12 protein-coding genes are annotated in these 23,233 nt (G+C 44.6%); 9 read left to right on the forward strand and 3 right to left on the reverse strand.

Going from position 1 to position 23,233, the window contains the following annotated elements; translation table 11 throughout:
- The first annotated feature begins 212 nt into the window (after window positions 1-212).
- From BS614_RS06150 to BS614_RS06175, 6 genes are all read left to right on the forward strand, one after another.
- Entirely contained in the window at window positions 213-1,268 is a 1,056-nt protein-coding gene (locus BS614_RS06150; protein ID WP_074093281.1) for a lactonase family protein, read from the forward strand.
- 367 nt (window positions 1,269-1,635) lie between these two features.
- Window positions 1,636-3,513: a rhamnogalacturonan lyase gene (locus BS614_RS06155; protein ID WP_084174420.1), complete on the forward strand. Its 1,878-nt coding sequence runs from the start codon at window positions 1,636-1,638 to the stop codon at window positions 3,511-3,513.
- Window positions 3,514-3,997: 484 nt separating this feature from the next.
- Window positions 3,998-5,077, forward strand: coding sequence for a sulfate ABC transporter substrate-binding protein (locus BS614_RS06160; protein ID WP_074093282.1), 1,080 nt, complete (start codon window positions 3,998-4,000; stop codon window positions 5,075-5,077).
- A gap of 87 nt (window positions 5,078-5,164) precedes the next feature.
- Window positions 5,165-6,001 (forward strand): sulfate ABC transporter permease subunit CysT, encoded by an 837-nt coding sequence (gene cysT, locus BS614_RS06165; protein ID WP_047840330.1) that lies wholly within the window; start codon window positions 5,165-5,167, stop codon window positions 5,999-6,001.
- A gap of 67 nt (window positions 6,002-6,068) precedes the next feature.
- A complete protein-coding gene (gene cysW / locus BS614_RS06170; protein ID WP_074093283.1) occupies window positions 6,069-6,944 on the forward strand; it encodes a sulfate ABC transporter permease subunit CysW in 876 nt (291 codons plus the stop codon).
- A 156-nt stretch (window positions 6,945-7,100) separates the two neighbouring features.
- Complete coding sequence (locus BS614_RS06175; RefSeq protein ID WP_036607453.1) at window positions 7,101-7,340, forward strand: YezD family protein; 240 nt, start codon at window positions 7,101-7,103, stop codon at window positions 7,338-7,340.
- Between the two features lie 97 nt (window positions 7,341-7,437).
- Here BS614_RS06175 and BS614_RS06180 read toward each other — a convergent pair whose 3' ends face one another.
- Together BS614_RS06180 and BS614_RS06185 are read right to left on the reverse strand one after the other, a co-directional pair.
- A complete protein-coding gene (locus BS614_RS06180) occupies window positions 7,438-9,078 on the reverse strand; it encodes an extracellular solute-binding protein (protein WP_074093284.1) in 1,641 nt (546 codons plus the stop codon).
- 284 nt (window positions 9,079-9,362) lie between these two features.
- Window positions 9,363-11,684: a helix-turn-helix domain-containing protein gene (locus tag BS614_RS06185; RefSeq protein ID WP_074093285.1), complete on the reverse strand. Its 2,322-nt coding sequence runs from the start codon at window positions 11,682-11,684 to the stop codon at window positions 9,363-9,365.
- A 364-nt stretch (window positions 11,685-12,048) separates the two neighbouring features.
- On the opposite strand from BS614_RS06185, the gene BS614_RS32350 reads away from it, so the two are divergent.
- Window positions 12,049-14,760 (forward strand): S-layer homology domain-containing protein, encoded by a 2,712-nt coding sequence (locus BS614_RS32350; RefSeq protein WP_074096711.1) that lies wholly within the window; start codon window positions 12,049-12,051, stop codon window positions 14,758-14,760.
- A 772-nt stretch (window positions 14,761-15,532) separates the two neighbouring features.
- Here the strand turns inward: BS614_RS32350 and BS614_RS06195 are convergent.
- Window positions 15,533-16,420: a hypothetical protein gene (locus BS614_RS06195; RefSeq protein ID WP_074093286.1), complete on the reverse strand. Its 888-nt coding sequence runs from the start codon at window positions 16,418-16,420 to the stop codon at window positions 15,533-15,535.
- A gap of 304 nt (window positions 16,421-16,724) precedes the next feature.
- Here BS614_RS06195 and BS614_RS06200 point away from each other — a divergent pair, with 304 nt between their 5' ends.
- Both BS614_RS06200 and BS614_RS06205 read left to right on the forward strand, forming a co-directional pair.
- The gene (locus BS614_RS06200; protein ID WP_074093287.1) at window positions 16,725-22,358 is read left to right on the forward strand and encodes a S8 family serine peptidase; all 5,634 of its coding nucleotides are present in this window, start codon (window positions 16,725-16,727) and stop codon (window positions 22,356-22,358) included.
- Between the two features lie 65 nt (window positions 22,359-22,423).
- Window positions 22,424-23,227, forward strand: a complete 804-nt coding sequence (locus tag BS614_RS06205; RefSeq protein WP_342351893.1) for an imm11 family protein — start codon at window positions 22,424-22,426, stop codon at window positions 23,225-23,227.
- Window positions 23,228-23,233: the final 6 nt, after the last annotated feature.

The following is a 23,233-nucleotide window of genomic DNA, read 5'->3' on the forward strand; positions in this document are numbered from 1 at the left end:
GTAGGGGTGGTCTGTTGTTAGGTCTCATACTTTGTATTATGGTGAGAGGGGGTAAGGGAGTCAATGCCAGATATGAGAGCGCTCACCGGGGGTTGTTCTCAATATAGAAAGCCACGTTACAGGAAGTGAAGCAGTTGCCCGTGAATTGGGTAAGTACATACCAGTGGGAAGAATCAGACCAATGAATATATAGGATAAGGGAGAGATTAGATATGGAACCAGTCACAACTCAGGAAACACTTTTCTATACAGGTACGTATGCGTCAGCGGATGAACCAGGAATATTCCTATGTGCGTTGAATGCGGATACAGGAGAGATGCGAATCGTCAATCACATGGATGGTGTGGATAATCCGTCTTATCTGGCGCTATCCCCGGATGGAAACTGTCTGTATGTGGCGAGTGAGACGGACGAGGGAGAGGTGTTGGTCTATCAAAGAGATGCGGCAACGAGTGAGCTGCACCTGATGGATCGAAAACAGACCAGAGGGGCTTCTCCATGTTATGTGTCCGTCTCCAAGGATGGTCAGTGGGTATTCTCATCCAACTATAGCAGCGGCAGTGTCAATGTATTCCCGGTTGGCGATCAGGGGACGCTTGGTGAGATGAGTGCATGGGTGGAGCACACGGGAAGTGGAATCAACGAAGAACGCCAGGAAGGGCCGCATGCACACTCCATTCAACCCGATCCGTCTGGGCAGTATGCTGTCGTATGTGACCTCGGTCTGGATCAGATCATTGTGTATCGCTTGGAAGAGGGACGTCTGGTTACCCATCGTGAGATGGATCAGCCACCAGGCGCAGGGCCAAGGCATCTTGTGTTCCATCCCAACTCGAAGTGGGCGTATGTGATCAACGAATTGGACAACACGGTTACGGCATTCCTGTACGATGAGCGCAGAGGGGAGTTCACTACGGTACAGCACATTTCCACACTTCCAGAAGGGCATAAAGGAGAGGGGACGGCTGCAGACATCCGAGTATCTCCATGTGGACGTTTCCTGTATGCATCCAATCGGGGAGATGACAGCATCGTGCTCTATCATATTGATCAGGAGAGCGGTGAGTTGGAGGCCGTAGAGTGGACGTCCACAATTGGGCAGACACCGCGTAACTTTAATATTTTGCCAGGCGGGATTCTGGTTGTGGCGAATCAGGACAGCAATAACCTCGTAGGTTTCCAGATCAGTGAAGAAAACGGACGTCTGACGCATAACGGGTTCAAGCTGGAACTGCCTCGTCCGGTATGTATTGCGCCTGTGGTATAAAAGTTGTAATACGGTGAAGTAAACGTGGAATATTACATCTAAAAAGTGGTCTATAAGCTGTGAAATCATGGAGAAACACATGGTTTTACAGCTTTTTTTAGTCATTTTATGAGAACATGGGAATCGTCCCATATCCGTAATTCGGTTGATTGTGATTCCAGTCGACTGAAGCAATTCGAAGAACGGGCAACGGCTAACTGAAGGAGAAATCCTTCGGCTTTTTTATGTACGAACCTTTAATCACTAAATTAGACCTATAGATGGAATTATATGTTTAATTTAAAATAAATATATTAAAGCGCTTACATAAAAAGATGGCGCTACAAGGGCATCGGGCTTACCAAACCAATTGGGGAGGCAATTGTTTATGGGAAATCGATCATCATTGTGGAAGCGCACATTACGTACAGCCGGAGTATCACTGCTAAGTTCCGCGTTACTGGTTACTTCGCTTGGCCTTGGCAACATGTCGGTAACACATGCAGCGGGAGCAAGGCAGATGGAATATCTGGATCGCGGTGTGGTGGCTGTGAAGACCGGGACAGGTGTGTTTGTCAGTTGGCGGCTTCTGGGAACGGAAGGATCGAATGTATCGTTTAATGTCTATCGAGATGGAACCAAGGTGAACGCTACGCCCATAACAAACAGCACCAACCTTCAGGATGCAAGCGGGACAAGCAGTTCCAAATATACGGTTCGCGCTGTCGTCAGTGGAACGGAGCAGGCTGCTTCAGCGGCAGCAAGCGTATGGGGCAATAACTATCTATCTGTACCGCTCAGTGTACCCGCAGGTGGGACAACGCCCGATGGAGTAGCCTACACCTACAGTGCCAATGATGCCAGTGCAGGTGACCTGGATGGTGATGGGGAGTATGAATTGATCGTGAAGTGGGACCCTTCCAACTCCAAGGATAACTCCCAGAGTGGTTATACCGGGGAAGTATTTATCGATGCCTACAAATTAAATGGAACACGACTCTGGCGAATTAGTCTGGGCAAAAATATCCGTGCCGGCGCTCACTACACCCAGTTCATGGTGTATGATCTCGACGGTGACGCCAAAGCCGAGGTTGCGATGAAAACAGCCGATGGCACCAAGGATGGCACTGGTGTGGTCATCGGTGATGCAAGCAAGGATTACCGCAATTCCAGCGGTTATGTATTATCTGGCCCCGAATTCCTGACGGTTTTCAATGGGCAGACCGGCAAAGCACTCTCCACGGTGAACTACGAACCGGCGCGCGGCAATGTGTCCGACTGGGGAGATAACTATGGAAACCGGGTGGATCGTTTCCTTGCCGCCATTGCTTATCTGGATGGGGAGCGCCCAAGTCTGGTCATGGCGCGTGGGTACTATACGCGAAGTGTGCTCGTGGCCTATAACTGGCGGAATGGACAGCTGACCAAACAATGGACATTTGATTCCAATACCTCGGGTAACTCGGGCTATGCCGGGCAGGGCAATCATAATCTGAGTGTGGCGGACGTAGACGGAGATGGGAAAGACGAAATCGTTTATGGTGCCATGGCAGTGGATGACAACGGCAAAGGATTGTACACAACAGGACTTCATCATGGCGATGCCATGCATTTGAGTGACCTCGACCCGGACCGCCCTGGACTTGAGGTATTTCAGGTCCATGAGACACCGTCCAATGCCGGCGTTGAATTCCGTGATGCAGGTACAGGTCAGTTAATCTGGGGAGTCAAAACAACGAAGGATATTGGACGCGGCATGGCGGCAGATATCGATCCAAGATATAAAGGCGCTGAAGTATGGGCAGACGGCAGTCTGTATACGGCCAAAGGGCAGAAACTCGGGACAACCCTACCGTCCTCCACGAATTTTGGCATCTGGTGGGATGGGGATTTGCTCCGTGAACTGCTGGACAGCAACCGAATCGACAAGTGGAATTATGCCAACAGCACAACGATGAACCTGCTCACCGCATCCGGCGTTTCTTCCAACAACGGAACCAAATCTACGCCGAATCTGCAGGCGGATCTGTTCGGGGACTGGAGAGAAGAAGTGGTATGGCGGACCAATGACAGTTCGGCGATGCAGATCTATACCACAACAGCAGTTACGGACAAACGCATCTATACGCTGATGCATGATCCGGTGTACCGTCTTGGTGTCGCTTGGCAAAATGTAGCCTACAATCAACCGCCACACACCGGTTTTTATCTGGGAGAAGGCATGAGCACACCACCGGTACCCAATATCCGGTATGCGGGCAGATGAGGAATGGACAAGGTGTGGCCGTCCAATTCCGTTCATGTTTACAATAGCCAGCGAAGCATGGGATTCGCTGAAGGGAACAACGGACGCTGGTTCGTTGTTCCTCTTTTTTTTGCCAATGGTGCAGAAATCCGGTAAAAATCGGAAAAAAACGTTTGACAGGTATATAGACTGCCTTTATTATACGTATATAACTTACTAAACAGGTAGGAATAATAAAAATGAATCTGTTTTCATTGTGAAAACGGTCATTTTAAAGACAGATGCAACCATGCAACCTGAACAGAATAACGTTCTCACCGTATAGACGGAGGAACACCGCAGCGCATCCTTTTCAGATGGAGCATGCACGGCCTTAAGCCGGCATGACTTTATGGGGAGAAGTGCGCGGGGGTTCCTCCGTCTTCTTGTTTTTTTTACGGGGCGTTCGATCCTGTTCAGCCGGCCTGAGGTAGTCATGCAGATCTATATCGGGGGAGTGTTATTCATGAAAAAGAGAATTCATAAGGGTATTTTGGTTGGTCTGGCACTGGTATTAACAGGAGTTCTGGCAGCATGCGGATCGGATAGCAGCGGGTCCAGTGCGGCAGGAACATCTGGGGGAGCGGAAGGCGGCACAGAAGGGGCCAAGGCCATCGAACTGCTGAATGTTTCCTACGATCCAACGCGGGAACTCTATGAGCAATATAACAAAGCGTTTGCGGCGCATTGGTTGAAAGAGAAAGGCCAGGAAGTGACCATCAAGCAATCCCATGGGGGGTCGGGCAAACAGAGTCGTTCTGTTATTGACGGACTGGATGCAGACGTGGTGACGCTGGCATTGGGATACGATATTGATGCGATTGAAGATAAAGGTCTGATTAACGAAGGTTGGCAGGACAAATACGAGCATAACAGCTCTCCGTATACCTCTACGATTGTATTCCTTGTGCGTAAAGGCAATCCAAAAGGCATCAAGGACTGGGATGATCTGATCAAAGGGGATACCCAAGTCATCACACCAAACCCCAAAACGTCCGGTGGAGCGCGCTGGAACTATCTGGCGGCATGGGGATATGCCCTTAAGCATAATAACAATGATGAAGAGAAGGCGAAGGAATTCGTTGGTGAATTGTTCAAACATGCGCCTGTGCTGGATTCGGGTGCTCGCGGATCTACGACAACGTTTGTTGAACGTGGCATTGGTGATGTGCTGCTTGCCTGGGAGAATGAAGCTTTTTTATCGGTAAAAGAGCTGGGTCCGGACAAATTCGACATTGTCGTGCCTTCGGTTAGTATCTTGGCTGAGCCGCCCGTTGCGATTGTGGACAAAAATGCAGACAAAAAGGGAAGCCGCGACGTGGCGGATGCCTATCTGAAATATTTGTACAGTGAAGAGGGACAGACGATTGCCGCTGAAAATTATTACCGCCCAACGCTGGACAGCGTGGAGGAAAAATTCAAAGATCAGTTCCCGGCACTTGAGCTGTTCACGTTGAAAGATGTATTCGGCACATGGCGGGATACTCAGGCCAAACATTTCAATGACGGTGGTATCTTCGACCAGATCTATGTTCCAGGCAGCTAAGGTTGCTCTGTTCAATGAACACCCGATCAATCGCGCTGTGAGCGGCCAACCAGCCTTACCGGCTGAAGGCAGAGAGGATGAACGTGCATGAGCAAGGTGGTTGTGGCGCGGAGACGCACATTGCCGGGATTTGGATTAACGATGGGTTACAGTGTGTTCTACCTGAGCCTGGTTGTACTTATTCCACTAGCTGCGCTGTTATTTAACTCAACAGGGCTGACGTGGGCAACCATGATTGAGGTTGCGACCAATCCCAGGGTGCTGGCTTCCTTCAAGGTCAGCTTCCTGACCGCAGGTGCAGCGGCGCTGATTGATCTCGTGCTGGGGTTACTCCTGGCATGGGTGCTTGTTCGGTATGAATTTCCGGGCAAAAGGCTGTTTGATGCGGTCATTGATCTGCCTTTTGCCTTGCCGACAGCGGTAGCAGGGGTTGCTCTTACGGCGATCTATGCCGGCAATGGCTGGATTGGGCAGTTTGTAGAGCCTTTGGGCATCAAGCTCGCCTATTCACAGGCCGGGATTACGCTGGCGCTGATGTTTATCGGAATTCCGTTCGTAGTTCGCACGGTGCAACCGGTGTTGGAGGAGCTGGAGGCTGAGGTGGAAGAGGCGGCTGCCACACTGGGGGCAGGAAGATGGCGGATATTCCGCACCATTCTGCTGCCAGATCTGATTCCACCGTTGCTGACAGGTTTTGCGCTGGCTTTTGCCCGGGGCATTGGCGAATATGGCTCGGTTGTATTTATCTCAGGTAATATGCCGATGAAAACGGAGATTGCTCCCTTGCTGATCATGGCCAAGCTGGAGCAGTTCGATTATGCAGGCGCTACAGCTGTAGCTTTGCTGTTGCTTCTGGTTTCTTTCATCCTGCTGCTGATCATTAATTCCTTGCAACGTTGGAGCCGGAAGGCGGGCAGAGCATGACGATGAAGCATGATGGAATATGGATATTAAAAGACGTCACTCACCCAAACCAAAGGAGGTGCAGCATATGGCGGGTTCTGTCCCACTAAGCCCTGTTCCACCCGTACGAGCTGGCCGTGGAACGAACCGTGCAACAACGGAAGCTCCATGGGTCAAATGGTTGTTGATTGGACTGGCAAGCCTGGTACTCATATGGCTGCTTATTTTGCCACTGGCCATTGTGCTCATGGAGGCGTTGAAGCAGGGCTGGGGTGTGTACATTGCGGCTCTTACCGAGCCGGATGCCATGTCTGCACTGAAACTCACGTTATTGGTTGCGGCGATTACCGTGCCGCTGAATACGATATTTGGTGTGGCCGCTGCATGGGTCATTACCAAATTCCAGTTCAAGGGCAAGGGACTTATGATCACCCTGATTGATCTTCCTTTTTCAATTTCGCCTGTGGTGGGCGGGTTGATTTTTGTATTGGTCTTTGGTTCGAATGGGTGGTTTGGGCCGTGGCTGTCCGAACATGATATCAAAATCATTTTTGCGCTGCCAGGCATTGTCATTGCAACGTTGTTTATTACCTTCCCCTTTGTAGCCAGGGAGTTGATTCCATTAATGGAGGACCAGGGAACCCGGGAAGAGGAAGCGGCGGTTACGCTGGGTGCTTCCGGGTGGCGGATCTTCTGGAGTGTAACCTTGCCCAACATCAAATGGGGGCTGCTGTACGGCATTATTCTGTGTAATGCTCGTGCTATGGGTGAGTTCGGAGCAGTATCTGTGGTGTCCGGACATATCCGCGGGGAGACCAATACGTTACCACTTCATGTGGAGATTTTGTATAACGAATATCAATTTTCGGCTTCGTTTGCCGTAGCTTCCCTGCTCCTGATTCTGGCTCTCGCCACGTTGCTGCTCAAGAGTTGGCTTGGACACAAAGCCGTTTCAGAAAAGTGATGATGAGAAGAAGAAAATACAGATTGACAGCTACTGGAAGCCCTGCTAATGTATAAACCAAGTATATAGGTTGGATAAGAATGAATTATAAATCCGTTGGATGACAGCGTACTTAGGAATATGGCGGGCAATAGCCCGAGAAGAGGAGGCGGCTCTATGGCTAAGCCGTTAAAAGTGGATGAGGTATGGTTGGACCGAATTGCCGGACAGCTGAATGACATGGAGTTTGGTTCATTGCATATCGTGGTGCACGAAGGTCAGATTGTGCAGATGGAGCGGACCGAACGCAAGCGTTTTGAAAACACGCCCTCAGGCAGCGCCTCCAAATCCGGAAGCACGGCACGAAGCAGTTCAGCCCGTTCACTACGCGGATCAAATGCGAGTGCGAAGGGATAGAGAGTGACGTGAAGGAAGCGAAGATAGGTGCATAAAAACACATGTAAAATCCAGAAACTCATGGGAAATGCATAATGTATGTTCCAAACCGTTATATCTATTGTGCGCGACTTGTCTCCACATGCTCCTTATACCAATGATTCGCTTCAAGCAGCACCTGTTGCCCACCTGCATCCATGAATTCTTCCACAAAGGTATCGAAATACCCCACAGGCTGATCGCCAGTGATGATGGAGATGTACGCTCTGTCTCTCATGCGAATCAATTCAGATGAATATTGAATCAGGGCAGGGGTTGCAACCTCCAGGCGATTATAGATACCATTCTCCGTCAACCCTGCAGATGCAGCCCACTGTTCACGTTTGTCCGAGGGTGTACCTGGAACCGTCATACCGATACTTGAGCCGATCATATTAATATAATTCTCCATTCTGTTGTATGGGTAAAGTAAATGGAACGAGTTTGAATCTTCAGCGCTCCAATTCCAGTGTTTTCCTGGAAGGCCATACTCCATTTTGATCTGCTCCTCCGGATCGGGGTTGGCACTTACATAATCGAGTATCTCCAAAATTTTCTCCAGTTTTCCCGGCTCCTTCGCAGCCTCAGCACCTATAGCAATAAAATTCATCAGCAGATTGTTCCCTTTTGAACCGCTATGTCCATCAGGACCAATAACAGGAGAACCAAATACAACCTCTGCAGTTACGTTCTTCTGTAACAGCTCATTAACATTGAACGAGGCTCCCACAGGGGTTTCTTGGCCATTTTCATTAAGGACACTGTAGTCTCCCTCTTGATTCCAATGATAATAGTTGCCCATCGAGGTCATCCCAATTTTTCCATTAATAAAAGTATGGGATAGATGTTTATAACCACCCTTATTTTCGCCGGTTATAAACTCGGGGTCGATAATCCCGTCCTGATACCACTTTTGCATATAAGTTAGGGCTTTTTTCATCTCCGGCTCCAAAGCGCCGATCACGAGTTGGTTGTTTTTTTCATTAAAATACAGCTGCTCGGTGAAAACGGTCTGTCCAAAGGCGCCAAACACGACATTTAAGCCCTCTCTGGATAGGCCATACGTATCCTGTTTACCATTTCCGTCGGGATCACCTTTGGCAAAAGCATACATAACCGTTTCAAATTCATCTAATGTCTTTGGCACCTCCAGACCAAGCTGCTTAAGCCAGTCCTCTCGGTATACAACAGGGGTTCTATAGATGTTGGTCTGATTAATGGCCGGAATTCCATATAAGGAGCCGTTTATTTTTCCATACTCTAAATAACGTGAATCATAATCGCGAATTCGCTGTACGATATTTGGCGCATATTGTTCAAGGACTTCCGGGGAGATTTCCGCTAAGACCCCTTGCATTTGATACTTCAGCAGATCATGCGGTTGCCTAATCCGAAACAGATCCGGTATTTTACCTTGAGCAAGCTCCAGATCAAGCAGTTCCTCGTACCGCTTGTTCTCAAGGTTCCACACCTCCAGATCGACATCAAACCGATCCTCAATATAGGCAATCATCTCCGCGTCCTCAGGAACAGGGATATTCTGATGCATGGTCCAGGATATCGTATACTGCGGTGCTGTATCCTTCTCAGGGCTTGCCAAATGGTCCTGCTGTTGCACTTGTGCTGTTTCTCTTCCTAAAGAGGTACACCCACTTGTAAATACGAGAAGGAGGAGCATTGCGGAATATAGACATATCTGTCTTGACAAGTTAAGGTTCATAGCAGCTCCTTTACTAATTTTAAATTCTATAAGGGTTCAATCAAATAATATTTACACGGACACTCCGATGACAGAACAACCTTCCCATCGCTGTTATTCCCGGATTTCTCCCTTCTCTAAAGGGAGAAATCCGGGAATAGCGTATTCCTCCGAAGTAGCTTTCTTTCAGAAAGCTTTTAGGCGAAGCGTATGCTTTCGAAGTAGTTTTCTTACAGAAAACTTGTAGCTTCGCTTCTTCAGGTTCTTTCTGTCCTCTCCGTTTTTGTGTAAATGTTAAATTGACCCTATATAGATCCCTGCTCCATTAGATTGCGCATGAAGTTTTTTGGTGTACAGCCGTGAATTTCTTTGAATTTTTTAATGAAATAGGCAGGGGTACGGTAACCGACCGTACTTGCGACCTGCTCAACCGTAATTTCGCGTTGTGTCATGAGTTCCCGTGCGCGTTCCATTCTCTGATTCGTAACATATTCGGAATAAACAATCCCGGTTTCTTCCTTGAAAAGTTTACTCAGATATTTAGGGCTGATGAATACTTGCTCTGAGACATGATCCAGCGTGAGATCGCCCGATAAGTGCTCGTGAATATAGGCTTTGACAGCCGAGATGGTATCCACACTTCGTACCTCACTTCGCTTCTCCATCTGCATCACAAATTCGGTCACGAGATGAATCATCCATTCCGAATAGCGGTTGATATTGTAGAACAATGAAAATTGTTTGTACATATTCAATGAACTCGCCTCGGCGGGTTGCAGGCGCATCTGATTAATACACTCAGCGTAAATAGATACCGTTTTTAATAAGATGATCCGACTGTATTCGGCGGAATAGGGGCCTTCCTTTATTGACGCGACCAATTCCTGAATGGCCTGAACCGTACCTTGCACATCCCGAGTCTGCAATTTCTTTTCAAAGTTTACGAGGTATGACTCCGGGATCTCCAAACTGCTGGCTTCCCTGTTCAGAAGATCAAGATCCTGAATGGCAGACTGCTCGGGAAAAAAGTAGCTGTATCGAATCAGGGTATTCGCCTGATGATAGCTTGTGTGAATCTTCGTGAAGTGTTCTACCCATCCGCCTAACGATAGTACAAATTCCAGACCAAATTTGCTGCTCGCCTCAGCGTGAATAAAGTCTACAATGTGATCAGAGAGCGGTTTTTCGGGTTGGTTGGTACAGATGATTACGGCTATTTTGTGATCCTGCAATTCTTCTGCCAGCAGTTGAGTTCCATCCATTTCTGCAATCTCCAGTTGCTGGATCATCGTATACAACGTATGCTGCAACTGTCGTGGCTGCAGATCCTTCCACTTCTCATTGACAGGGTCAATGACGATGCAGCGAAAGCGGGAGTAAGCCATCGAAATGTGAACAGATTGCAGTTGCTCCGTAAGTTCCTCTGGTGTAAATCGATTATTTAACATATTAAGCATGATACTATGCTTAATCATTCTGTGATTGGCCTGTAAGGTTTCTTCAAGACTATCAACTTTATTGGACAGACTGTTAAACGTTGTATCGATGAACCAATATTCGTCCTGCTTTAAGCTGGTTGGGCTATCCATCCGGCTCTTGATGTTATTCATGATTCGTTTAAGAGGACTATAGTTGGCCCTGGTAAAGATGGACGACATCGCTATTCCAACCGCAACAGCCAATAAACCGAGAAGAACCGAAATCTCCTTCAAGCTATCCAATTTATAATAGAAGCTTTCATTAGGTGTGGTTGTGTAGATTCTCCATGCATTTCCTTTAAATTGATCTTGGGTAACGACATGAGAGTCATAGTTAAATACAGGTGTGAAGCGCTCATCTGAAGAATGAAAGGTGAGCAGCGACTGCGTCAGATTCTCCTCCGTGGAGCTGCCTATCAACGTTTTGTCCGCGGCAGATATGACAGTTCCGTCCTGATCGATGATCAATGTATTCGCATAGTCAGCAGGGAGCATATTTTTAATGATCTGACTGATCGCTGATTCTTTGATATCAATCGCAATCATGGCCTTACTGTCTTGTCCAGACGATTGAAACGGGTAACTATGGACATAGGAAATTAGAGGACTCATCTTGCCCTGTTCCCGTGATTCGATATAAACATCCTGAGGCACCATGCGGGTCTTCATCCATAAGGAGCTTTCTGGAGTCTCTTTCATCGCAGTAATCCAATCCGTCGTATGATCCACACTCGTAGGCGTGTCCTCATAGAGCAATAGCCCATATACAGATGAGACGATGAAGTGGTTCTTCGTATCGTACACATGAATAGCTTCAATGAGATCGGAATAATTTTGCACCATATTTTTGAGGGACAGTTCGATGTCCAGGATTTTGCTATGGTTTCCTTTTAAGCTATCTAGATCGATACTAGCGGCGTTACCGAGTGCCAGGGACAGATAGACCTGATTCACCTTCTGGATCACGGAGCTCTCAATAGTATTGACAGTGCTTTTCAGCGAAAGTTGATTATTGATTCGAATCTCTTTGCTGTATTGATGGGAGAAGAAGAGGTATAGAATGGAGCCAAAAAGAAGCGCAATGACAAGAACGACAGCAAGGTAGGAAAGAACCATCTTGGATCTCACGGACTGAAATGGCTTATGCATTCTTTTTCCCCCTTCATGTCTCTTTTCTAAACAACTTCATCATTATATAGCAGGCCGAGGACTAGAAATCATGTTGATCGAAATTTAACAAACTCCCACTCCATAATTTACTTTCAGTTAATAAAGCGTTTACAAAAGTAGGTATTTTAATTGATAAATGTAGTATCTAACTCCATTTTTCTTGGCATATAAGCTCCGGAACGTACGATTTTGATATAAAACGGAATTTGTTCTATAGATGCGAAACGCTCCCTAATGCTACAGTAACGGCAGATCAGACATCTGTATAGAGTCTTTCTTACTCATTTGCAGATGCAGAAGCAAAAAAATAATTTACCATAACAGGAGCGTGTATTTGCAAGCCATGAGAAAACCACTTAAAAAGTCACTGGCATTACTTCTAATGTTGTCTATGGTAGGTCCGACATTTGCAGAGAAGAGTTTTGCAGCCGATCAGAAGATTCAGTTCTCTGATATTAAGGGACATTGGGCGGAAGCAAATATTCAAGCATGGGGTGATGAAGGATTAATTCGAGGTTACCTGGATCATTCATTTAAACCAAATACGTATATTACCAGAGCAGAATTTATGAATTTGGTAAACGGTGCTTTTGGATATTCCGGACAAGCTAAAATTACCTTTAACGATGTGTCTGAGAGTGCATGGTATTACGAAGCAATTTCTATTGCAAATGCGAATGGATATATAGATGGATACACCGATGGCACAATGAAGCCGCAAGATCCGATCACCCGTCAAGAAGCAGCTAAAGTGATCGCTGGCATTTTGAATCTGGAGTTCAATGAAACAGCAGCGAATGTATTTAGCGATTCATCGTCTATTGCGGCGTGGAGCAAGGGAGCTGTAGGTGGAGCGGCAGCAGCGAAAATTATCTCTGGTTATGCAGATGGAACCTTCAAACCGCTTAATTCCATTACTCGTGCCGAAGCGGTGTCTGCGCTCGTTAAGGCTGTGGAAACAGATGCTACTACAGCTGCCAAACCAGCTAAGCCAAAGGGAACGGCAACCGTACTGAATGTTAATCCCCCAGCAGATGAAGCTCGGTTATCCGCCGTGAAGCACGGAGCCAATGCCGGAGACGACACCTTGAAAAATATTGCGGAAACCAATCCGTTTATTGATATTTTGGACGGTTTTGATCAAGTATGGTCCATGAACCAAGCGGATTGGAGAGATGGAACAGCGGCAACTAAAATTGGAGCTGACGGAAAAAACGCAAAGTATGGAGATGGACCGTCCCCATATTTTGACGGCTTTAAAAACGATCCAACCGTAGCTGTCGCTGATCAGAAAACATATGCAAATGAAGAGATCCGAAACAAAGCGACTTGGGAAGCCAATATCAAATATGTAGAAAAGGTCACGCAAAATCGCACGGCTGAAGAGACATTGGCAGCCTATTATGATGACCAAAGAGATAAGATCTATAGCGTGATGGAGGGCTTTGGTCCGTTGGCTAACACGTATGTAGATATCATCAAGCCAAAGACAAACGTTGAACGAACGGTGGACGAGATGAATGTGGTATTGACCGAAGAAACAGTGGAAGATGAAAGCCAAGGCATTGGAGATTGGGAAGCAAAGACGGAACTTGCAGACGTGGTCCATTTAGTTGATCTGGTTCGATTCAAAATTCCTGCCTCATCTAATCCCTCTAAATATTTCTACTCTTCCCCTAGACCGTGGAGAATGAATTCCAATGGAGAAGTGAAAGAAGTTGTTGACAGCAAAGGACTGCCTGTATGGGAAACCTTGGGCGAAGGTGAGAAAAAAGAAGTACCTTTGGCTTCAGGCGGCACCAAATCAACAGGAGAAAAACATTATCAGCAATACGAAACCAACGTTAAGCTTATTCCTGCGTTAACTTATGTCAAACGAATCGCTGAGGATGGAAGAGGAAAAGATGGCGGATTTCCGAGCGGACATACCAGTGCAGCTTACTTATCCGTATTTCCTTTGGCATACGCTACACCAGAACGATTCACTGAATTGTTAACGAGAGCAGCTCAGTTGGGCGAGAATCGAATCGTAACGGGGATGCACTCACCGCTTGATGTTATAGGAGGAAGAATACAATCCACAGCCATGGCTGCATATGCACTTAATAAGGCTGAGAATAAAGATGTGTTAGAGAAAGGCTATAAGAATGCAGGAGAAGTATTTGGAGCTGCAGCCAAGGAAAACAATATGAGTCTGTATGAGTATGCACACACCGTAACAGAGGATTACACGTTCAAGAGTGCTTACGATGAACACAAATGGGAAGATCACGATGCCAATAAAGCCTTCTATAGAGAAAAGATGACTTACGGTCTACCACAAACCGGAACCAAAGGTTTGGCTCCAGTTGTACCGCAAGGAGCAGAAGCCCTGTTAGAAACACGTCAACCGTATTTAACAGATGAGCAACGCAGACAAGTAATGTATACAACATCCATTGACTCTGGATATCCTGTACTGGATGAATCCAAGGGCTGGGGTAGAATTGATCTGGTCACGGCTGCGGATGGATACGGTGCATTCTTGAACAATGTAACTGTGGATATGGATGCTTCCAAAGGGCGCTTCAATGCAGAAGACTGGTGGAGAAATGATATCACCGGTAGTGGAATGCTCACGAAAAAGGGGACAGGCACCCTTACATTGACAGGGAAAAATAGCTACACTGGCGGAACATTGCTGCAAGCAGGAACGCAGGTAGCTGAATCTGCAACTGCTTTTGGTACAGGTGATCTGTATGTAGAAAATGGAACAGTTGTCGTTGATGTCGACGGAGCACTCAACTTAAATAGAAACTTTACCATGGATAACGGTACGTTGGAATTGGTAGTGGCTGACAACAACAGTCAGCTGAATGTAGGCAGAAAACTCTATATTGATGGAGGAAGTCTCATACTCGACTTGTCCAACCATAAGATTGAAGGTTCCAAAGATATTACGTTAATCACGGCTAATGGAATTACAGGTGAATTCGACAGTGTAACGGCAGATGGTTATGACGTGACTGTCACGTACGAAAATGGCCGCGTCATTGCACATGTTGTAGCCAAATAAGTGAAGTAATTATCCATGATACAAAGTGAGCTAAAGAATGTCACACATGCGACTTCGATGACAGAATAACTTTCCGATCATTCTTCGCAAGACAAAATTAGTAATATAGAAAAGGGCTGAAGCTACAATGTAGTTTCAGCCCTTTTTGCGTACAGACTTGCAGAATTTGGAGCGTGTCTTCAAACTTACTTAAAGCCGAGGCGCCCTGAACAGGTCCGGAGTAAGTAAGCGTACTGCACATTGGATGTTTAAGCAGGGGATCAGGATGCCCCGCGGCTTTCCTATTTTCCTCTACCAATGAGAATTTTTGCTTCGTACGAGAGGGACACGAGGTTGTCCTCTCAGTGCGCTTGGAACAGAGCATGAGCAGGGGTTGAGCGCTAACGAATATGAGGCGTCTTATTCAAGGGTTTGAAGCACCCGCAGAAATCTAAGGAATCTGAGACACGTTATATCGAAATGTACGGCGTTTTAGAGCGTTTTTATCGAGCGATTTTGGGAAATAACGTGTCTGAGGTTCTTTACAATTTTGAAAGAGGCTATAGAGGTAATATAAGACGTCCTGAGTTCCTTAGAAAATAGATTGGCTACTCAATAGGATCAGCCAGACGGGACCTCAAGATTCTTTGGGACACTGACATCCATCATCGTATAGCATGCCGAGTAAGGAGACACGACCTGATCGGTGGAAATCCAGTCGAGAGAGGTCCAAGTCTCGTATCATCGAGGTGGGTATCTAAGTTTAATCATACGGAAGCGGCTGAATCGTAGGTTATTCGTCGGTGTTGGTACCAGATGTACGACGTGCATTCCCTTCCAGTTCCGTAGAGACTTGCTTCGTTGGTTCCAGATCCGTATGTCCTGCATAGGGGCGATCACTTCGAGAGCGTGTCCCAGTCAACCCGAAACCCGAAGTGAATATAATCAGCTGTAGTCCCAGTGCGTAGGGCGCAGCAACAAGTCCAATCAGATGGAGCAAGGAGCATAGCGCGATCAGCAAGGAGAGCATTTTGGTTACTGTACGTGACCTATCCCGTCGTGGGCTGGCCCAGAGCAGGTAACCATATACTATGGTGATCATCAGGGAAATTGCCCGAAGCCATGGCAAGACGCTGTCCCATGAGTCCACAGGCACGTCCAACATCCGCTGACGAAATACCAGATCTGTAACCAGAAACCCTGTAGCCGCCAGTGCGGCTGGTTCGGCTACAGGCCGAAGGATGGTCCAGACCGCTGTGCCCCAATGATCTGCATGAGTATCCCGGTTGAGTTCATCCGATAATACGGTGCATTCCCGTTCCAGTGCTCTGTGCATCAGTCCAAGTCGGGCAGGATCATGATCCTTAATACAGTCACGGATCTGGTCCTGTAGCTGAGGGGATAGGTAAGATGCAGCTTTGCAGGCTAACATTGCTGTTATCAGATCATTATGTTCGTGTTCCGATCGTTCATAATTCCGATTTTTCTGGATGGTAAGTTGTCCCAAGAGGGCTGTACTTATGTATAATGTATCTCGTATCCTTTGCATTCGCCTTTCGTGGCTGCGGCGAACTTCAGTGGCAGACCATATGTATATCCCCAGAAGCAAAGCCATGACTCCAAACAGCACAGCCACAGTGCCTGGGCGCGATGTTAGATCTTCAATCCAACGTTGAAACACACTTGTTCCTCCTTTGCACCAACTTCACGTATCAAGAAACACGCTTCACGTAAGCTTTCTCTCACTATTACACAGGAAGTAGATGAATTCAAGCAGAAAGGGGCACAAAGTCAAATCAAAGATTCATAAGATATTTACGCAGGCTTATCCAAAATATTCTCACAATTTCGTTATTTTCGACGATTAATTACAAATATCGACAAATTATGCGATTGATTTAATTGATTACAATATCTATTATTAATGAGGTTGCTAAGTTGTTGTATAAATGTGGTAGTAAACGTCGAATTAGGAGGAATATTGTTTGAGAAGTCTAAAACGTGTATTTTTATTATTTTTAACATTTTCAATTCTGCTTGGAAATTTTGAAGTTGCAATAGGTTTTGCTGCTTCAGAAGGTGGTAATGGGAACACTTCAATTCCAGTAACTACGCAGAACTCGCAAGAAGACACATCAACTGACCCAGAAGTGGGTTCTGTACCGATTGACGAAGTGGATAGTGATATAACCAATGAGGGGGAAATACCAGAGAAGGAGGAAGAAGAAGTTGTTGATGAAACTGTCCCACTTCCTGAAGAACCAGTTCAAGTAAATTCTCCAAAAAATGATGTAAGCGATGTTTTAAACAATATTAGCGTTATGGGAAATGTACATAATAATAAGCCTCGTTCTAAATTTTTGGTTCGGCTTAAAAAGGAATTTTCGGTTCAGCTTCCTTCAGTAACTGAAAGCGTTTATAAAGAGTCGGCAGACCAGAAGAGCATGAAAATTCAAGGTTTAATGTCAGAAGAACCGTCAAGCTCGACTAGTGACATCGAATACAAACTTGACCTATATAATGTGAAAAGTTTGGAAAGTGTAAACTCTTTATCTATGGAGCTGAATACTGAAGAAGTTAATCTCCTTTTATCTGACCCTAAAATAGAGTCAATAGAAGAGGACAAACCGATTGAGATTGCAGCTGACAATGTAACAGAAGTAGAAGACAAATCAGTAAAAGAGAGTGCGCAAACCATCCCTTGGGGAATTCATTCAACAGGTGCGTACATGCTTCAGTCCAAAAAGGGTACTGGTGATCGTGTTGTTAAGGTAGCGGTATTTGATACCGGAGTTGTAGATCATCAAGATCTTAATATTGCTGGAGGGGTAAGTTTTGATGAATCATCGACCAGCTATACAGATGACAAAGGACACGGTACACATATAGCAGGTACGATCGCAGCAATCGACAATGGAATCGGAGTAGTGGGTATCTCTCCATCCACAGAGCTATATGCAGTTAAAGTGATTGATGGTACAGGTAATGGTTACACAAGTTCGGTCATCCAGGGTATAGAGTGGGCGATCAATAATAACATTAATATTATCAACATGAGTTTTGTATCGTCCCAATATAGTGAAGCTTTACATGAAGAAATTTTGAGAGCGAAAGAAGCCGGAATCATCATTGTGGCTGCAGCGGGTAACAGCGGTTTAGGAGAAGATACAATTAAATATCCTGCTAAGTATCCTGAAGTGGTTGCAGTAGGTGCTGTTGATTATTCGTATCATAGAGCGGACTTTTCAAGCACTGGTAGTGAACTGGACTTGGTTGCTCCCGGATTCGGCATTATTAGTACTACGATGGATGGTGCATACGGAGTTTCTTCAGGAACCTCCAACGCAGCTGCACATGTGACTGGTGCTGCATCATTGTTATGGAGCCATAATCCTTCTTGGACTGGTGAGGAAATAGTTCAAAGGCTATATGAAACTGTCACACCTTTAGAAGATACTCATGAAACTGGCCGTGGGCTTCTGAATGTGGCTAAAGCAGCCAATGTCATTGAAGGTTCAATTGCACCTCTCTCGGAAGAAAACTTATCTGGATTGAATACGGTGATTCCAGTTGAACCGGAAGGTGAGATTACAACAGCTTCGTATGATTTGAAAAATAACGGCGCTACAATCGAGCCAGGAGAGGCAGTCACCGTTTCACTTAAGCTAGAGGGTGACCAGAATGGTAGTAACCCTCATAGACAAATTATTGTTGAGGTATCTGCTGCCTCTAACCCAAATAATATTATTGCTTCACAGACGATATCCAATCCAAGCTTAAATGTAGACATACCTTATACTTGGCGTACGTCTGCTTCAACTCCAACCGGAACTTATTATATCAAGTATCGCTATCCGGGTGTAACTTCGGGTAAGTTTGATGACACATTTATCATTAATGTTGCACAACAAGGATCAGGGCAAGATACGTATGAACCCAATAATACAATTCTTACAGCCAAAACTGTTAATCCAGGAAATAGCTATATTTCATACATCTCTTCAAGTAGTGATATTGACTATTACAAATTGACAGCTGATAAGGACGGACAGATCTCAATAACATTAGATATACCTTCTTCTGTAGACTATGAGATGGATATCTATAACGAGTCGGGGATTCAGGTAGGTGAATCTTCTAATGGAACTGGCATCACTGAACATATTGATTTTGAAGTGACGGCTACCAAATCATATTACATTAAGATTACTGGTTTCAGTGGTCAGTTCAGTACATCACCATATACACTTACGCTAAGCAATATAACAGGACAAGCATTCAAAGCGCCGACAGGGCTTGAGGCAGTGCCTTATGCAACAAGTATTAAGCTCTCTTGGAACACCATGCCAGGTGCCACATCTTATGTAGTAAGACTGGATGGAAAAGAAGTAGGAACAGTTAATACATCTTCATATACTTTCAGCAGTCTTGAGCCCTTAAAAGCGTATAAACTTGAAGTGGCAGCAGTATATGCAGGAGGCAAAAGCTCATTTGCTTCGATTCAGTCATCAACAACTATTCCTGAACTATTCGTAGCAAAGCCGGAAGATATAGATCAGCCTGCGGGTAGAGATCAAGTATATAGTTTTACACCAGCTACTACAGGGGTATATCGTATCCGTACGAGTGCATATCAAGGATCAGGCCCTGAAGTCGATACTGAGTTGTCTATTTATTCAAGCCTTCAGCTTACGAAGCAAATGGCTTCCAATGATGATGCCAATGATTCGGTGTTTTCAGAGATAACTATTAGTCTTGTTGGTGGGCAGACCTATTATGTGAAAGTAAATGGTTTTGATACGACACCGTTACGGGCAAGAATAACAGCTGATGTTGTTAGTTCAAGTATTCCTTATATTTATCTAAACCAACCTCAGGATATTAATGAACAAGCAGGTAATAGCAATGTGTATGTATTTATCCCTGCGAGTAACGGTAAATTTAGAATTGCTACAAGCAGGTATAATGGCAGTGCCAGTTCCAAAATTAATGATACAGAATTAAATGTGTTCTCCGACGCAGATATGCTGACACCGATTACCAACGGTTACAATGATGACAAGGGAGACTCTGTATACTCGGAAGTCATTGTTAATCTCAGTGCGGGTACACCGTATTATATCCGAGTGAACGAAGCGAATAAAAGAAAGGTATTTGCCAGACTCCAGGTTACTGCTGCAGGGCAGACCGGGTTTGACTCTCTGAAACTTGGTGAAGCAACAAGTCTGTCCAGACCGAGTGGTGAGGAAGCATACCTTCAGTTTACTCCGTCCACAACGGGCAAATATCGTTTCTTCACATCATATTACCCTGGCAGTAATGAAGTGAATGATACTGACATTGCCTTGTATAGTGATCCAGAGATGGAACGACTTTTGGATTCAAACGATGACGTGAAAGGATATAGACCTTATGGAGATTTGTTCTCCAAGCTAGAAGTCACTTTAAATGCTGGTACCACGTATTATATGGCTGTAGGCAGTTATGGTTCTGCACAAGGTTTGCGTGCGCAGCTTACAGTAGAGAGTATGGCGCATAGTACAAGGGAAACTGCGCAACTCATTCCATTTGGAGAGAGTGTTAATCAGGATCGAGCAGGAAATTCCTTGTCAATTTCTTCGCTTTATGATGTAGATTATTACAAATTTGAGTTGAGTACTCCTGAGGAACTTAGTATTGCATTGTCTGAAGGCGAAGGGATTTTGGAGGATGATAGTGGATTTACTGTAAGTGTGTCTGGCTCAGAGTCTACGCAGGTCGTTGAACTTTATCCAGGAACGTATTACCTTAAGGTAAAGTCTGGACAATTCAAAAATACATTTAACCCGTATCTATACGATCTGGCTGTTGATATTAATAAAGTTGAATATCTGAACTGGGTCGACGGTGAAGAAGTAGTAGCAATGCGTATGGCTAAAGCAAGCGCTAAAGATGACCTTTATTTAGATGCAACCCCAGGATCCAACAGCTCAGCAACCATAAATTATCGTGTGAAAAATCCAACTCAACAATTGTATTTTGAGGTTCGAACTATTGGTAAGAACCAGCTTGTATATAGTGATTTTGTAAAAGGTAATTTCAAAAAGGGTCAGGATGTTGCAGTTGTATGGAAAGGACAGGTAATCACTTTCAATAAAGATAAAGCAGAGTTCTCCAGACATGCTGTTATCTCAGGCAAGGATACTTACTGGGCGAAAAGTTCAACATACATTGTCACCATCTCTAGTTATAATGAAAGAGACAGGAGTAAGAAAGATATACAAGTGGTGAGAGTCTACGTCAATAATGATAGTAAACTTAAATTAAACTGGATACCGGTTCCGCCAAAGAAGTATAAAAATAGTAATAATCTTATTAAAGCAGGAGAGACCAAATGTTTGGAATGTAGAGATTACTTTTCTAGGTATGTATACATTCCCAACACTAAACCTTACGAAACTCAATATGGTGCATGGTTCTCAGATATTTATGGGAAAACTGGAATACAAAAATTCTGGGCAGGGGCAGAAAAACTCGCAACCTGTAAAAATCTAAAAGGATCAGAACTAGTACACTGTACTATACAAAATTTAGGTATGATTCCTATATTAGGTGAACCGTTTGACGGTATTGATGGAGTAATCTACCTAATAGAAGGTAACGTTGCTGAAGCTTTATGGTCTGCAGGATCAATGATTCCATTTGCAGGGAATGGAATAACAGGATTCAGGACTGTTAAGAGGGTATACAACAATACTTGTGGTTGTATGCCAGAAGGAACCTTGATCAAGACGAAGAATGGTGAAATTCCTATTGAGAAAATTAAAATAGGAGATCTTGTTCTTGCTAAGGATACTGATAAAGGCATACAGTCTTACAAACCTGTAGAGCAGTTGTTTAATACAACGGCAGAGGAAATTTTCACACTGCAGATTGGTAAAATAAGTCTTAGATCAACAGGAGATCACCCGTTCTGGATAAAAAATCGGGGTTGGGTACCAGTTCATGAGTTGGCTATTGGCGATCAGGTTGAACTTCAAGATGGTTCTCTAGAACGTATTAATTCCATTGAATTTAAATATGAGTCTGTAAAAGTTTATAATTTTACAGTTAGTGATTTCCACACCTACTATGTGTCTGAAGCGGGAATTCTAACTCACAACCTTCAAAAGGAATGTGATATCAGCAATTATATAAACCTAAAGACCAAAACTACTGGAGAAAAGGGTAGTAGCAATGGTGATAAGCTGGCTAAGGAGATTGAGAAATCCACGGGTATGAAGAGACCTAAGGACTGGGATGCGCATCATATAGTCCCGGTTGGTTGTACTAAATCAGCTTGTGTGAAATTGCAAAAAATATTTAAAGAATTGAACATTGATCTGAATTCTTCTGCCAATGGAGTATATTTGCCTAAAGACAAAGGAAAAGCAACCACAATTATTGATGGAACAACAATGGCGACACACAACGGAGGACATGCAACGAGTTACTACGAGTTTGTTCTAAGAAGAATTGAACCTATAAGTGACGATGTAGATGAAGTAGTAAAACAACTTGAATGGATTCGTGGAGAACTTATGTCAGGAAGGTTAAGAATAGGTAATCTTGGTAAAAATGGGGAACCTTATGCTCCCTGAGTTACGAAGTTGCTAATATTGTATATAAAAATAAATATTAATGAAGAGGATGTGATTCTTTGAAGGTGTATGATTTGATAAACAACGATAACTGTATGGAATTGCAAATTCTAGATTGGGACCATGAACTTGCTTCACGATTTAACGGAGAGTCTAAAAAGAAGAATTGGACTCCAACGAAAATTAAAACATTATACAAAAAGAAATATAACGATTTCCCTAGAATTATTATAGGAAAACCAGCTATGAATGCTAATGTCAAAAAGGTGTTTGAGCCCTTTGTTTCAGATGAAGTAGAGTTCTTACCCTTAGCTCATGATGAACTTGAATTATATGTATTAAATGTTACGAATATCCTTGATTGTGTCGATTGGGAACGTTCTGATGTACGAAGAAAAAGTGATGGATCTTGGGCTGGGTTTGATAAAGTAGTATTTGATTTCTCTAAAATTCCCCATGGTACTTATATGTTCAAAATAAAAGAGACCGCTACCGTAGAAGTATACGTTACGGACTTGTTTAAAAAAGTTGTCGATGAACATAAATTCAAGGGCTTAAACTTTTCCGTGGTATATGACTCTGAATTTACCCAAGAGAAGGAAGAAGAACAACAGCGATTATATGATGCTGCACTTGAAGAAATTGAACTCAACAAAGGACAAGAATATTGCTATGACGATGCCCGTGAGCTCGTAGATCAGGGAGAAGCAATGGCTAGCGGTCCGTGGAAGATGCAATTGAATCAGCATGGACAATTCTTGCAAGGTGAGTTGCTGAAAGATTTATCGTATCAATGGATGATTCCAGCTTATATTCCACCAGTGTTACTGTTAAAGTCATGGCATAAGGTTAAGAAATCAGAAATTTAAATTGTT

The organism is Paenibacillus xylanexedens (assembly GCF_001908275.1).
Classification (GTDB): Bacteria; Bacillota; Bacilli; order Paenibacillales; family Paenibacillaceae; genus Paenibacillus; species Paenibacillus xylanexedens_A.

Bases quoted from the DNA above. Each gene is read 5' to 3' on its own strand.
- BS614_RS06160 (WP_074093282.1), top strand. From the start codon at position 3,998: ATGAAAAAGAGAATTCATAAGGGTATTTTGGTTGGTCTGGCACTGGTA.
- BS614_RS06155 (WP_084174420.1), top strand. From the start codon at position 1,636: ATGGGAAATCGATCATCATTGTGGAAGCGCACATTACGTACAGCCGGA.
- BS614_RS06185 (WP_074093285.1), bottom strand. From the start codon at position 11,684: ATGCATAAGCCATTTCAGTCCGTGAGATCCAAGATGGTTCTTTCCTAC.
- BS614_RS32350 (WP_074096711.1), top strand. From the start codon at position 12,049: ATGAGAAAACCACTTAAAAAGTCACTGGCATTACTTCTAATGTTGTCT.
- BS614_RS06150 (WP_074093281.1), top strand. From the start codon at position 213: ATGGAACCAGTCACAACTCAGGAAACACTTTTCTATACAGGTACGTAT.
- BS614_RS06175 (WP_036607453.1), top strand. From the start codon at position 7,101: ATGGCTAAGCCGTTAAAAGTGGATGAGGTATGGTTGGACCGAATTGCC.
- cysT (WP_047840330.1), top strand. From the start codon at position 5,165: ATGAGCAAGGTGGTTGTGGCGCGGAGACGCACATTGCCGGGATTTGGA.
- BS614_RS06180 (WP_074093284.1), bottom strand. From the start codon at position 9,078: ATGAACCTTAACTTGTCAAGACAGATATGTCTATATTCCGCAATGCTC.
- cysW (WP_074093283.1), top strand. From the start codon at position 6,069: ATGGCGGGTTCTGTCCCACTAAGCCCTGTTCCACCCGTACGAGCTGGC.